Origin of the sequence: Streptomyces sp. NPDC048297 (assembly GCF_043201585.1) — a bacterium.
GTDB lineage: Bacteria > Actinomycetota > Actinomycetes > Streptomycetales > Streptomycetaceae > Streptomyces.
The window spans coordinates 51,025-63,962 of sequence record NZ_JBICZA010000029.1 but is presented as its reverse complement, the minus strand read 5'-3'; the positions used below and the strand labels follow the sequence as shown (position 1 = coordinate 63,962).

General features: G+C 72.3%; 12 protein-coding genes. 5 read left to right on the top strand and 7 right to left on the bottom strand.

The window, feature by feature from the left end:
• Positions 1 to 156: 156 nt before the first annotated feature.
• The 5 genes from ACGFYV_RS27765 to ACGFYV_RS27745 form a co-directional block, all read right to left on the bottom strand.
• A complete protein-coding gene (locus ACGFYV_RS27765) occupies positions 157 to 1,320 on the bottom strand; it encodes a diguanylate cyclase domain-containing protein (protein WP_393881212.1) in 1,164 nt (387 codons plus the stop codon).
• 415 nt (positions 1,321 to 1,735) lie between these two features.
• On the bottom strand, positions 1,736 to 2,530 hold the full coding sequence (locus tag ACGFYV_RS27760) for an enoyl-CoA hydratase/isomerase family protein (RefSeq protein WP_393881211.1): 795 nt from the start codon (positions 2,528 to 2,530) through the stop codon (positions 1,736 to 1,738).
• Positions 2,531 to 3,045: 515 nt separating this feature from the next.
• Entirely contained in the window at positions 3,046 to 3,174 is a 129-nt protein-coding gene (locus ACGFYV_RS27755) for a hypothetical protein (protein WP_393881210.1), read from the bottom strand.
• A gap of 275 nt (positions 3,175 to 3,449) precedes the next feature.
• Complete coding sequence (locus ACGFYV_RS27750; protein ID WP_393881209.1) at positions 3,450 to 4,574, bottom strand: adenylate/guanylate cyclase domain-containing protein; 1,125 nt, start codon at positions 4,572 to 4,574, stop codon at positions 3,450 to 3,452.
• A gap of 656 nt (positions 4,575 to 5,230) precedes the next feature.
• Positions 5,231 to 6,091: a biotin--[acetyl-CoA-carboxylase] ligase gene (locus tag ACGFYV_RS27745; RefSeq protein WP_393881208.1), complete on the bottom strand. Its 861-nt coding sequence runs from the start codon at positions 6,089 to 6,091 to the stop codon at positions 5,231 to 5,233.
• Positions 6,092 to 6,201: 110 nt separating this feature from the next.
• Between ACGFYV_RS27745 and ACGFYV_RS27740 the strand changes: the two genes are divergently transcribed.
• From ACGFYV_RS27740 to ACGFYV_RS27725, 4 genes are all read left to right on the top strand, one after another.
• Positions 6,202 to 7,797 (top strand): acyl-CoA carboxylase subunit beta, encoded by a 1,596-nt coding sequence (locus tag ACGFYV_RS27740; RefSeq protein ID WP_393881207.1) that lies wholly within the window; start codon positions 6,202 to 6,204, stop codon positions 7,795 to 7,797.
• A 66-nt stretch (positions 7,798 to 7,863) separates the two neighbouring features.
• Positions 7,864 to 8,073 carry an acyl-CoA carboxylase epsilon subunit gene (locus ACGFYV_RS27735; protein ID WP_393881206.1) on the top strand — a complete coding sequence of 70 codons (210 nt, stop codon included), beginning with the start codon at positions 7,864 to 7,866 and terminating at the stop codon, positions 8,071 to 8,073.
• 59 nt (positions 8,074 to 8,132) lie between these two features.
• Entirely contained in the window at positions 8,133 to 8,261 is a 129-nt protein-coding gene (gene mmpB / locus ACGFYV_RS27730) for a morphogenic membrane protein MmpB (RefSeq protein WP_393881205.1), read from the top strand.
• 24 nt (positions 8,262 to 8,285) lie between these two features.
• Positions 8,286 to 8,903: a Maf family protein gene (locus ACGFYV_RS27725; protein ID WP_393881204.1), complete on the top strand. Its 618-nt coding sequence runs from the start codon at positions 8,286 to 8,288 to the stop codon at positions 8,901 to 8,903.
• Here the strand turns inward: ACGFYV_RS27725 and ACGFYV_RS27720 are convergent.
• Positions 8,875 to 9,462 (bottom strand): hypothetical protein, encoded by a 588-nt coding sequence (locus ACGFYV_RS27720; RefSeq protein ID WP_393881203.1) that lies wholly within the window; start codon positions 9,460 to 9,462, stop codon positions 8,875 to 8,877. The two genes, ACGFYV_RS27725 and ACGFYV_RS27720, sit on opposite strands and share 29 nt — an antisense overlap.
• Positions 9,463 to 9,852: 390 nt before the next feature.
• Between ACGFYV_RS27720 and ACGFYV_RS27715 the strand changes: the two genes are divergently transcribed.
• Positions 9,853 to 11,628 carry an acetyl/propionyl/methylcrotonyl-CoA carboxylase subunit alpha gene (locus ACGFYV_RS27715; protein WP_393881202.1) on the top strand — a complete coding sequence of 592 codons (1,776 nt, stop codon included), beginning with the start codon at positions 9,853 to 9,855 and terminating at the stop codon, positions 11,626 to 11,628.
• A gap of 245 nt (positions 11,629 to 11,873) precedes the next feature.
• Here ACGFYV_RS27715 and ACGFYV_RS27710 read toward each other — a convergent pair whose 3' ends face one another.
• Entirely contained in the window at positions 11,874 to 12,818 is a 945-nt protein-coding gene (locus tag ACGFYV_RS27710) for a DeoR/GlpR family DNA-binding transcription regulator (protein WP_393881201.1), read from the bottom strand.
• Positions 12,819 to 12,938: the final 120 nt, after the last annotated feature.

Genomic DNA, 12,938 nt, shown 5'->3' with positions numbered 1-12,938 from the left:
GCCGGCGACAGGACAGGCGCCGGGACGGATCCCGCACCGGATTCCCGGTCAGATTCCGTGCCGGACTCCGGGTCAGATCCCGTGCCGGAGTCCCGGTCGGATCCGGTGCCGGATTCCGGTTGGGGTTCCGTGCTGGATTCCGTGCCGGATTCCGGGTCACGTGTCGGCTCGGGGACGGCGGCCACGGAAGGTGCGGCGTTCGGTTCGTTCGGGGCGTGCGGGAGAGGGCTCGTCGGCCAGTCGTACGACCGGGTCGTCCGGGCCCTCCCGGCCGGCCACCACGGGACGGTCGGCGCGCAGCGCCTTGGCCTGGTACTGCGCCGCGTCGGCCAGCCGGAACAGCCGCCGGGCGTCGCGCACCGCCCCGATCGGCTCCTCGGTCGAGGCGACCCCGCACGCCACCCCCTCCCCCAGCTCCAACTCCCCTGCCCTGCGGCACAGTTCCTCCGTCGCCTTGATCACGTCGTCGGCCGGCGGCCCCACCGCGAGGAGGCAGAACTCGTCCCCGCCGAGCCGTGCGACGAGCGCGCCCGGCACCATCGCCCCGCACAGCGACAGCACGGACCCGAACCGTTCCAGCAGCCGGTCGCCGACGGCGTGCCCGTGCGTGTCGTTGACCCGCTTGAGCCCGTTCAGATCGCAGACGACAAGGCTGACGACCACCCCCTCCGCGCGGTGCCGCTCCACCGCCTCCTCCAGGCGTACGTCCACGGCGCGGCGGTTGGCGAGGCCGGTGAGGGAGTCGGAGAAGGCGAGCCGGCGGGCCTCCTCCAGCCGCTCGGTCTGCGCGAGACCCGCCGCGACGACGGCGGCCAGGACGGTGGCGAAGTCGGCGTCGCCCCCGTCGAACACGGGGGCGCCGGTGGCGCGGGCCACGTACAGCTCGCCCCAGGCACGGCCGTGCAGCACGACGGGGGCGACGACGCAGCAGCCCCGGCCCCTGCGGCGCAGGGCGGCGACACGCTGATGGAAGTAGCCGGGGGTGCCGGCGGCGGTGCCCTCGGCGGTCTCCACCCACGCGTTCGCCCCGCGTCCGCCGGCCCAGCGCTCGTGCAGGAACTCGGTGATCTCCGGGAACTGGTGCACCGGGTAGGCCTCGATCTCCGGGTACTCCTCCTCGTCCGGGCGGCGCTGCCCCACGTTCACGAGGACCCGGAGCCGGCCCAGCTCCCGCTCCCACACCGACAGTGCGGCGAAGCTGCCGTCCAGCGCGCGGCATGCGCCGAGGGCGGCAGCGCGCCACGACTCGCGGGGCGTGTGCGCCGCCGCCATCCCCTGAGCCAGCCCCACCACGGCGGCGAGCCGGTTGTCGTCACCCATTCCCCCAGGTTAGGGAGGAAAGGGGGGAATGGGGACATTGGCGGGGCGGGGGTGCGAGTTGCCGTGCGGCGCGCTGAGCGGCCGGCCGGGGCGGGGGTGCGTGGCCGTCTGCGGGGAGGTGGGGGCTGGTCGCGCAGTTCCCCGCGCCCCTAGGGAGTTGCCGTGCGGCTCATTGCATGATTGGCGGAGGCGCAGATCGGTACGAGCCCGCGCCCCCAGGGAACTGCCGTGCGGCTCGTCGCATGGTGGTGGAGGTGCGGATCGGTACGAGCCCCCGCCCCCAGGGAACTGCGGCGCGGCTCGTCGCATGGTGGTGGAGCCGCAGATCGGTACGGGCCCGCGGCCCTAGGGAACTGTCCTGCGGCTCGTTGCATGGTGGTGGAGGTGGGGATCGGTACGGGCCCGCGGCCCTGGGTCACTCGCCGGGCCAGTTGGGGGTGCGCTTTTCGTTGAAGGCGGCGACGCCTTCCGGGCGGTCGCCGGAGAAGGCGGTGGCGCGCCAGGCGGCGTCCTCGATCTCCAGGCCGGCGCGCAGGTCCAGGCCCTGGCCGAGGCGCAGGGCGCGCTTCGCCGAGCGCAGGCCGACCGGTGAGTTGCCGGCGATGCGCGCGGCCAGCGCGAGCGCCTCGCCGCGGTCGCGGCCCTCGTCGACCAGCTGGTCCACCAGGCCCAGCTCGGCGGCCTCCGCGGCCTCCACGCGCCGCGCCGAGAAGATCAGCTCGGCCGCGCGCGCCGCGCCGACCCGCCGGGGCAGCAGCTGCGTACCGCCGCCGCCCGGGATCACGCCCACGGACACCTCGGGCAGCCCCACCACGGCCGTACGGTCGGCGACGATCAGGTCGCAGGACAGCGCCAGCTCGAACCCGCCGCCCAGCGCGAACCCGTGCACCGCCGCGATCGTCGGCATCGGCAGCTCCAGCACCCCGGTGTACGCCCCGCGCGTCACCGGCCGCTGCCGCATCAGGTCCGCGTCACTGAACGAGTTCCGCTCCTTCAGGTCCGCACCGACGCAGAACGCCCGCTCGTGCGACGACGTCAGGACGACCACCCGGGCATCCCTGTCGCCCGCGAGCGCCGTACACGCCCCCACGATGGAGCCGGCCATGTCCGTCGAGACGGCGTTCATGGCCTTCGGCCGGTCCAGCACCAGTTCCGCCACATGCCCGTGCCGTCGCACCAGCACGAACTCCCCGAACCGCTCCTCGCTCATGACTTCCTCCGGTTAACGCGGGTTAACTCATTGCCGTCCGATCATCGCAGCCGGACCCCGCCCCAGGAAAGAGGTACCCCGCCCGCCGCCCTACGCCCGTTCGAGTGACAACCCGGCCGTCTCACCCCACACCGCCCACACGAACGCATAGCGTGCGCACCGCCACGAGGCGCCCCGGCGCACGGTGGGCGCACGGCGGGGAGGGACCTCATGACAGCGCAGACGACGAAGACGACGGGAAGTCCGAAAGCGCCGATACGTGCGCCGCTTCCGTTCCCGGAGGAGCCCGAACGGTCCGCCGGGGAGCAGGTGTCACCGGCACCCGGCAGGTTCTTCATCCGTCGAGGGCGGCATCGCAGGCCCCGACCGCGCAGGGTGTTGCTCGCCGCCGGGGGGCTGGCGCTGGCCGCCGGGGTGCTGAGCCTCGTACGGGTCGCGCCGGATCCGGGGCTCGGGAGGCCGGGGGCGGCGGAGGCCGAACCCGGACACGAGCCCCGCGCCGGCGGCGGCGCCGATCACTCGCAGCGCGCGTCCGCCACGATCGCCGCCGCCCCTACGGCCCTGCCCTCGGCCAGCTCCGCCATGGGCGGAGTGAGCGCCGCGCCGACAAGCTCGGCGACCACCGGACGAACACCGTCCGTCACCCCCACATCGCTCCCCCCGGCAGCGCCCGCGTCGACCGCCCTCCCGGCCGGCCCCCCCACAGGCGCCCGACGACCCACCGAGCACCAAGCCCACGCACCCCCCGGCGCCCACCACGCCCGCGCCCACGGCCCCCGCCCCCTCACCGAGCCACGGCACGAGCACGCCAACGCCGAAGCCGACGCCGAAGCCGACGCCGGGCGATCTGTGCGTTCCGGTGATCGGTCTGTGCGTGGGCCTCGCGGACGCGCCGGAGAACTAGGAGCAAAGGCGCGTATCAGGTCTGGTCTTCGCGGCGGACGAGCTGCCATGGCTCGATCACGCCGAGCCCCCGGACCGGGCGCTGCCACATCGGCTGGAGCCCGTAGCGGTACGTCGGCGGCTCCTCGCCCTCCTTCTCGGCGGCGGCCGCGGCCTCGGCGGCCTCCGCCTCCGAGACGGGAGCCTCGCCGGTGCGGATCAGCTCCTCCGCGAACGCGCTGTCCACCAGCACGCCGTCGCGCGGGGCTATCGAGGTCAGCCGGGAGGCGAGGTTCACCGTCGTACCGAAGACGTCGCCCATGCGGGTCGTCACCGTGCCGAACGCCATGCCGACGCGCAGCTCGGGCATCGTCTCGTCGTTGCGCATCGTCTCGACCAGGCGCAGGGCGATGTCCGCGGCCGTGCCGGCGTCGTCGGCGGCGTACAGGACCTCGTCGCCGAGGGTCTTGATGAGCCGGCCGCCACGGGCGGCGACCAGGTCGGCGGCGGTCGTCTCGAACGCCTCGACCAGCTCGCCCAGCTCCTCCTCCTCCATCCGGCGGGTCAGCCGGGTGAAGCCGACGAGGTCGGCGAAGCCGACGGCCAGGCGCCGGTCGACCATCTCCTCGTCGTCGCCGGCCTGGACGACACGGCCGGCCGAGGCGGCGAGCTGGCGGCGCCAGACGTAGACGAGGAACTCCTCCAGCTCGGGCAGGAGCAGCTCGACGATCGGATACGTCACCTCGGTCCGGGTCATGCCCGGCTCGGGGGGCTCGGTCAGGCCCTCCAGAAAGGAGTCGAACTGCCACTCCGCCAGACGGGCGGTGGTCTGGCCGGTCGACCGGGCCACCTGCACGGCCATGGCCTCGCTGAGCAGTCCCGCCTCGACGAGGCCGGCGAGGCGGCGCAGGGCGAGGACGTCGGCCTCGGTGAGGGCCTTCGCCTGGCCTATGTCGGCGAAACCCATGGCACGCCAGAACCGGGACGCCAGTTCCATGGAGACGCCGGCGCTGCGGGCCGCCTGGAACGGGGTGTAGCGGCGCTCGGCGCCCAGGATGAGCTGTTCCAGGCGCAGGGCGAGCGGGTCCTCGCCGGGTTCCGCGGCGTCGGGTTCCACCCGGTCGTCCGCGCCCGCGCCGGAGCCCGTGTCGTCGACGGTCACGCCTGCTGCCCTTCCGATCTGCCGCGGTCACGTATCGACCGGCCTCAACTCTACGGCAGGTGTGCGCCAGCTCACTCCGTTGGGTTGGGCCGACGGGGCGGTGACTCTCCGCTGGTTAGGCATGGTGTCCTGGGCCGGGGGCTGCCGCCCCACGACATCCGTCGCACGCCCCCTGCGGCCCGGCAGGGGCCGATCGCGCAGTTCCCCGCGCCCCTCCAGGGGGCTGCCGCCCCCAGACCCCCGCACCAGACATCCGTCGCACGCCCCCTGCGGCCCGGCAGGGGCCGATCGCGCAGTTCCCCGCGCCCCCTCAGGGGGCTGCCGCCCCCAGACCCCCGCACCGAGCAACCGCCTTAGCCCGACCCAATCGCAGCGCCGCCTCCACCGCCACCGCCGCGCACACACACGGGCGGAGCCGCACACACGGGCGGAGCCGCGGAGGCGGGGGCGCGGGCGGTGGGGAGGGGACGGGGCGGGGGGTGTCTGCCCGCAGGGTTGGCGCGTCAGGTGCCGGGGTCTCTTCAGGGGGACGGTTGCGCGCCGTTCCGAGGACGGACACCCCCCGGCGCGGCACCGTGTCCACGACCGCGGTGGGCGCTACGCGCACCCCCACCCGACCGCACAGGCGCCGCAGGCATCCGGCACCCGGCATCCGCTCACGCAGGGCGCAGATGCACGATGTCGCCCGCGCCCACCGGCTCCTGGACGCCCTCCTTCGTGGCGATGACGAGACGGCCGTCACCGTCGACGGCGACGGCCTCGCCGACGAGGGCGCGGTCGCCGGGAAGCTCGGCCCGGACGGTGCGGCCGAGGGTGGCGCAGCCGACCGCGTAGGCCTCCTGGAGGCCGGCCGCGGCGGGGTCGCCGCCCGCCGCGCGCCAGCGGTCGTACCAGTCCTCCAGGGAGCGGAGCATCGCCCGCAGCAGGGGGTCCCGGTCGGTGGACACCGCTCCGGCCAGGGCCAGCGAGGCGGCCTGGGGGACGGGGAGTTCGTCGGCGCGCAGGGTGACGTTGATGCCGACGCCGATGACGACGGCGTCGTCGCCGGCGCGTTCGGCGAGGATGCCGCCGGCTTTGCGTTCTTCGCCGCCGACGGTGACCAGGACGTCGTTCGGCCACTTCAGCGCCGTGTCGACGCCGGCCGCGCGGGACAGGCCGGCGGCCACCGCGACGCCGGTGAGCAGCGGGAGCCAGCCCCAGCGGGCCACGGGAACCTCGGCGGGGCGCAGGAGGACGGAGAAGAAGAGGCCGGAGCGGGGCGGGGCCGACCACTGGCGGTCGAGGCGCCCCCGCCCGGCCGTCTGCTGCTCGGCGACGAGCACCGCGCCCTCCTCCACCGTGCCGCCCGACGCGCGGGCGACCAGGTCGGAGTTGGTGGAGCCGGTGCTCTGGACCACGTCGATCGCGGACCACAGACCGCCCTCACGGATCAGCCCGCGGCGCAGTGCCGTGACGTTCAGGGGCGGGCGGTCCAGGTCGGACCAGCGGCTGTCGTCTGATGCATTGTGCGGCGTCATGCAAGTCACCCTAGGTGTGGGAAACGCCGCACTGCTGATCCGTAGCCACGCCACTACGCTACGGATGAGTAATCGTCCCCCCTTTTGAGCAGGCAGGGAGCCGCATCCCGATGTCCGAGCCGGAAGAGATCGACATCCACACGACCGCGGGCAAGCTCGCGGATCTGCAGCGCCGTATCCACGAGGCGACGCACGCCGGTTCGGAACGTGCCGTCGAAAAGCAGCACGCCAAGGGCAAGTTGACGGCACGTGAGCGGATCGAGCTGCTGCTCGACGAGGACTCCTTCGTCGAACTCGACGAGTTCGCGCGGCACCGCTCGACCAACTTCGGACTGGAGAAGAACCGTCCGTACGGCGACGGCGTGGTCACCGGGTACGGAACCGTCGACGGCCGGCCGGTCGCCGTGTTCTCGCAGGATTTCACCGTCTTCGGCGGAGCCCTGGGCGAGGTCTACGGCCAGAAGATCGTCAAGGTCATGGACTTCGCGCTGAAGACCGGCTGCCCGGTGATCGGCATCAACGACTCCGGCGGCGCCCGCATCCAGGAGGGCGTCGCGTCCCTCGGCGCGTACGGCGAGATCTTCCGCCGCAACACGCACGCCTCCGGTGTCATCCCGCAGATCAGCCTCGTCGTCGGCCCGTGTGCCGGTGGCGCGGTGTACTCCCCCGCGATCACCGACTTCACGGTCATGGTCGACCAGACCTCGCACATGTTCATCACCGGCCCGGACGTCATCAAGACGGTCACCGGTGAGGACGTCGGCTTCGAGGAGCTGGGCGGCGCCCGGACCCACAACGCCGTCTCCGGTGTGGCCCACCACATGGCGGCCGACGAGAAGGACGCCATCGAGTACGTCAAGCAGCTGCTGTCGTACCTGCCGTCCAACAACCTCTCCGAGCCCCCGGTCTTCCCGGAGGAGGCGGACCTCGCCGTCAGCGACGAGGACCGGGAGCTGGACACCCTGGTCCCGGACTCCGCGAACCAGCCGTACGACATCCGCACGGTGGTCGAACACGTCCTGGACGACGCGGAGTTCTTCGAGACGCAGGCCCTGTTCGCGCCGAACATCGTCACCGGTTACGGCCGGGTCGAGGGCTTCCCGGTCGGCATCGTCGCCAACCAGCCGATGCAGTTCGCGGGCTGCCTGGACATCGACGCGTCCGAGAAGGCCGCCCGGTTCGTGCGCACCTGCGACGCGTTCAACATCCCGGTGCTGACCTTCGTGGACGTACCGGGCTTCCTGCCGGGCGTCGGCCAGGAGCACGAGGGCATCATCCGGCGCGGCGCCAAGCTGATCTTCGCCTACGCGGAGGCCACGGTCCCGCTGATCACCGTGATCACGCGGAAGGCGTTCGGCGGGGCGTACGACGTCATGGGCTCCAAGCACCTGGGCGCGGACATCAACCTGGCCTGGCCGACCGCCCAGATCGCCGTCATGGGCGCCCAGGGCGCCGTGAACATCCTGCACCGGCGCACGATCGCCGAGGCGGCGGCGAGCGGCGAGGACGTCGAGGTCGTGCGCGCCCGGCTCATCCGGGAGTACGAGGACACCCTGCTCAACCCGTACGTCGCGGCGGAGCGCGGCTACATCGACGCGGTGATCATGCCGTCCGAGACCCGCGCCCACATCGTCCGGGGCCTGCGTCAGCTGCGCACCAAGCGGGAATCCCTGCCTCCGAAGAAGCACGGCAACATCCCCCTCTGAACCACCGGTAGATCCCCCTGGATCCCTGGATCCCTGGGCCCCCGGGCCCGGACCTTTGGAGCGGTCATGAACATCAAGGTCGTACGGGGCAACCCGACCCCGGAGGAGCTGGCCGCCGCACTGGCGGTGGTCCGGGTCCGCGCCGCGGCGGCGGCAGCCGAGCCGTCCGGCGCGGAGAACCCGAGGGACGCGTGGTCCGACCCGTCCCGCATCGCGGCACGGCGTGTCCCGAGGCCGGGCCGGGCGTCCTGGACTCGCACCTACTGGCCGAGCTGAGCGGGAATCTGAGTACGCCTACTCAGGCACCGGACGGCGAAGGGCCACACGCTTGAGGGATGCTGTGGTCAGATCCCGAGAACGAGCCGCCGAAGGAACTCCGCGACATGGAGGAGACCCTTCGGCGGCTCGGTTTCTTCCTGGCGGTGGCCATGGTCCTGGCGATGATCGTGATCGGGTTCAGATGAACGCCCCGGCGATACCCTGATCGCATGACAGACCATCCGCGCCGGCGCCTCGTCCTGGCCTCCAAGTCCCCCGCCCGTCTCGGCCTGCTGCGGCAGGCGGGGCTCACGCCCGAGGTGATCGTGAGCGGGGTCGACGAGGACGCCGTCACCGCGCCGACCCCGGCCGATCTGGCGCTCGCCCTCGCCGAGGCCAAGGCCTCCGTGGTGGCGGCGCGGCCGGAGGTGCAGGGCGCCCTGGTGATCGGCTGCGACTCGGTGCTGGAGCTGGACGGACAGGCGCTCGGCAAGCCCGCCGACGCCGAGGAGGCCACCGCCCGCTGGAAGTCGATGCGCGGGCGCGCCGGGACCCTCCAGACGGGCCACTGCGTCTGGGACACGGCGGCCAAGCGGTACGTCGCGGGGCTCGCCTCCACCGTCGTCCGCTTCGGCGAGCCCTCGGACGAGGAGATCGCCGCGTACGTCGCCTCGGGCGAGCCTCTCTACGTCGCCGGGGCCTTCACCCTGGACGGCCGCTCGGCGCCGTTCATCGAGGGCATCGACGGCGACCACGGCAACGTGATCGGCATCAGCATGCCCCTCGTACGGCGCCTGCTGGCCGAACTGGGTGTCGGGATCACAGAGTTGTGGGCACCGGCTGAGTGAGCTGGGAGGAGACCGTGTCCTGCGGCTCCCCGTCCCCGCCGGTCCCGGTCCGCGGTTCACCCGTGCGGCCCCCTGGCGCCGGGGCCCACGGGGCCCCGGCCGGAGTCTCGACCGGTCCGGTCTCGGCCTTCGGGGCGCCGCCTGTGCCGGGAGCGCCGCCGGCCGCCCGCTGTCCGGGGCCGTCCTGACGGTCGTACGACATCAGGATCAGCAGGATCAGGGTGAACACCACGACCATGAACACGAACGCCGGCCAGCCCACCAGGCCCCAGGTGAGGGCGCCCAGCAGGGCGTGCACCACAGCGGCGCTGATGAGCACGACACGCCCGAAGCCGGCCGGGGCGCGGTCGCGTATCGCGACGAGCAGGGCCACGAGGGCGCACAGCGCGAAGTAGAGTCCGAAGATCACGCCGCCGATCTTCGAGGACGTCGACATGACGCCCGGGTCGACACCCGCCAGCGACATCTGCTGGTGGTCCGCGACCACTCCGAGGAACCAGTTGAACGCCGCGATCCCGCAGGCCTCCGCCAACAGGACGATCGCCACGACCCATGCCACCGGTCTGCGCACCACCGGTCCCCACCCACTTTCGACCTCAGCCCGAGCAGAGCTGCTGTTACCTGAAGTACGTTCGAGTCAGCGCGAACGCTACTCATGGGTAAACCGAGGGACAAGGGTTTGGTCGTCAGCAAAGAACCATTGGGCCATTCGTAGGGACTCGACAAAGAAACCGAGTGGCCCGCAGCACGGTCTCACAGAGACCTTGACCACATGGCGGGGCTAGGGTTTTCCGGTGGAGTCCTGCGCACCTCGGTGCGACAAGGGCTTTCGCGGGTCGAGCGGGCCTGGCATCACGCTCCGTGTGGGCAAGCTCACCATTGGGGACGGCTCGAAGTGCCGTGTGGGCAGTCCCTAAACTCGGCTTGTTTCAAGGAGGGAGCCTCAATCGTGCGCAAGGTGCTCATCGCCAACCGTGGCGAAATCGCTGTCCGCGTTGCCCGGGCCTGCCGGGATGCCGGGATCGCGAGCGTGGCCGTATACGCCGACCCGGACCGGGACGCTCTGCACGTCCGGGCCGCGGACGAGGCGTTCGCCCTGGGCGGTGACACACCGGCCACCAGCTATCTGGACATCGAGAAGGTCCTGAACGCGGCGCGCGAATCGGGCGCGGACGCCATCCACCCGGGCTACGGCTTCCTGTCGGAGAACGCCGAATTCGCCCAGGCGGTGCTGGACGCGGGCCTGATCTGGATCGGCCCGCCGCCGCAGGCCATCCGCGACCTGGGTGACAAGGTCGCCGCGCGGCACATCGCGCAGCGTGCGGGTGCCCCGCTCGTCGCCGGTACGCCGGACCCGGTCTCCGGCTCCGACGAGGTCGTCGCGTTCGCCGAGCAGAACGGGCTGCCGATCGCCATCAAGGCGGCCTTCGGTGGTGGCGGCCGTGGCCTGAAGGTCGCCCGCACCCTCGAAGAGGTCCCGGAGCTGTACGAGTCGGCCGTCCGCGAGGCCGTCGCCGCCTTCGGGCGCGGCGAGTGCTTCGTCGAGCGCTACCTCGACCGCCCCCGGCACGTCGAGACCCAGTGCCTGGCCGACAAGCACGGCAACGTGGTCGTCGTGTCCACGCGTGACTGCTCGCTGCAGCGCCGCCACCAGAAGCTCGTCGAGGAGGCCCCCGCGCCGTTCCTGTCGGACGAGCAGGTCGCGGAGCTGTACCGCGCCTCCAAGGCCATCCTGAAGGAGGCCCACTACGAGGGCGCGGGCACCTGTGAGTTCCTCGTCGGCCAGGACGGCACGATCTCCTTCCTGGAGGTCAACACCCGCCTCCAGGTCGAGCACCCGGTGACCGAGGAGGTCGCCGGCATCGACCTGGTCCGCGAGATGTTCCGCATCGCCGACGGCGAGGAGCTGGGCTACGGCGACCCCGAGCTGCGCGGCCATTCGTTCGAGTTCCGCATCAACGGCGAGGACCCGGGCCGCAACTTCCTCCCGGCCCCCGGCACGGTGACGGTGTTCGAACCGCCGTCAGGACCCGGTGTCCGCCTGGACGCGGGCGTGGAGTCCGGCTCGGTCATCGGCCCGGCCTGGGACTCGCTGCTGGCCAAGCTGATCGTCACCGGCCGCACCCGCAAGGAGGCCCTGGAGCGGGCCGCTCGCGCCCTGGACGAGTTCCAGGTCGAGGGCATGGCCACCGCCATCCCGTTCCACCGCGTGGTGGTCAGGGACCCGGCCTTCGCCCCGGAGCTGACCGCCTCCGCCGACGACCCGTTCACGGTCCACACCCGCTGGATCGAGACCGAGTTCGTCAACGAGATCAAGCCCTTCACGGCCCCCGCCGACGCCGAGGCGGAGGAGGAGAACGGCCGTGAGACGGTCGTCGTCGAGGTCGGCGGCAAGCGCCTCGAAGTCTCCCTGCCGTCCTCCCTGGGCATGTCGCTGGCCCGTACCGGCCTCGCCGCCGGTGCCAAGCCCAAGCGCCGCGCCGCCAAGAAGTCCGGCCCCGTCGCCTCCGGCGACACCCTCGCCTCCCCCATGCAGGGCACGATCGTCAAGGTCGCGGTGGAGGAGGGCCAGGAGGTCAAGGAGGGCGACCTGGTCGTCGTCCTGGAGGCCATGAAGATGGAGCAGCCCCTCAACGCCCACAAGGCGGGCACCATCAAGGGCCTGACCGCCGAGGTCGGCGCGTCCCTCACCTCGGGCGCGGCGATCTGCGAGATCAAGGACTGAGCGCAGTATCCGACGTGACGCCCGGTGGACCGCTTGCTCCGGTCCACCGGGCGTCCTGCGCTCCAGGGGCACGATCGGCCAGCCACTCCCAAAGGGACACGGGAACCTGTCGATCTACAGCGGGGCAGTAGGCCTAAGGGGCGCGGGGAACTGCGCGACAAGCCACCACGCACCGTCACCCGCCAACCAGGCAGCACCCCCACGGCGCCCCGGCGACCGATCCGCCGCCCCCACCGGCCAAACAGCTAACGGCGCCGCATATCCGCGACGCGCCCCCTCTCCGCCCCCGCCGCCGACTCCCCCAGCACCGCGGCCGACCGAAGCCCCGCCCCCGGCAACTGCCCCCGCCGCGGACCGGGAACACTCCGCTGACGCGCCGCGGGGGCCTGCTCACCCCCCGGAGGGCCACTCGCCCCCGCCACCGCGATCTGCACCCCCTGATCGGCGAGCGCCTGCAACTCGGTTCCGGCCCGGTCGTCGCGCGTGGGCGGCTCGTCGGTGACCAGGCGGGTGATGACGTCCGTCGGCACCGTCTGGAACATCGTGTCCGTCCCCAGCTTGGTGTGGTCCGCGAGGACCACCACCTCCGCCGCGGCCTGCACCAGCGCCCGGTCCACGGACGCCGACAGCATGTTGGACGTGGACAGGCCGCGCTCGGCGGTCAGACCACTGCCGGACAGGAAGGCCTTGGAGACTCTCAGCCCCTGGAGGGACTGCTCCGCCCCGGAGCCGACGAGCGCGTAGTTGGAGCCGCGCAGGGTGCCGCCGGTCATCACGACCTCCACCCGGTTGGCATGGGCCAAAGCCTGTGCCACCAGGAGGGAGTTGGTCACGACCGTCAGTCCGGGCACCCGCGCGAGCCGACGGGCCAGCTCCTGCGTGGTCGTACCCGCCCCGACCACGATGGCCTCGCCCTCTTCGACGAGACCGGCGGCGAGGTCGGCGATGGCCGTCTTCTCGGCGGTGGCGAGGTGGGACTTCTGTGGAAAGCCCGACTCACGCGTGAACCCACCCGGCAGTACCGCACCGCCGTGCCGGCGGTCGAGGAGTCCTTCTGCCTCCAGAGCCCGCACGTCCCGCCGTACGGTCACTTCGGAGGTCTGGACGACGCGGGCGAGTTCACGGAGCGACACGGCCCCGTTCGCTCGCACCATTTCGAGAATCAATTGGCGACGTTCTGCAGCGAACACGAAACTGACAGTAACCCCAACGACCGTCTGCTTTCAGCAGTTTGCGCCGAATAACAGAAGTTGTTCGCATGGTCGGGCAGGAAGTGGTATAGGGCCTAATCCGCCCGACTATGCCGCACG

Coding starts and splice junctions, on each gene's coding strand:
- ACGFYV_RS27765 (WP_393881212.1), bottom strand. CDS start 1,320: ATGGGTGACGACAACCGGCTCGCCGCCGTGGTGGGGCTGGCTCAGGGG.
- ACGFYV_RS27760 (WP_393881211.1), bottom strand. CDS start 2,530: ATGAGCGAGGAGCGGTTCGGGGAGTTCGTGCTGGTGCGACGGCACGGG.
- ACGFYV_RS27745 (WP_393881208.1), bottom strand. CDS start 6,091: ATGACGCCGCACAATGCATCAGACGACAGCCGCTGGTCCGACCTGGAC.
- ACGFYV_RS27740 (WP_393881207.1), top strand. CDS start 6,202: ATGTCCGAGCCGGAAGAGATCGACATCCACACGACCGCGGGCAAGCTC.
- ACGFYV_RS27735 (WP_393881206.1), top strand. CDS start 7,864: ATGAACATCAAGGTCGTACGGGGCAACCCGACCCCGGAGGAGCTGGCC.
- mmpB (WP_393881205.1), top strand. CDS start 8,133: ATGCTGTGGTCAGATCCCGAGAACGAGCCGCCGAAGGAACTCCGCGAC.
- ACGFYV_RS27725 (WP_393881204.1), top strand. CDS start 8,286: ATGACAGACCATCCGCGCCGGCGCCTCGTCCTGGCCTCCAAGTCCCCC.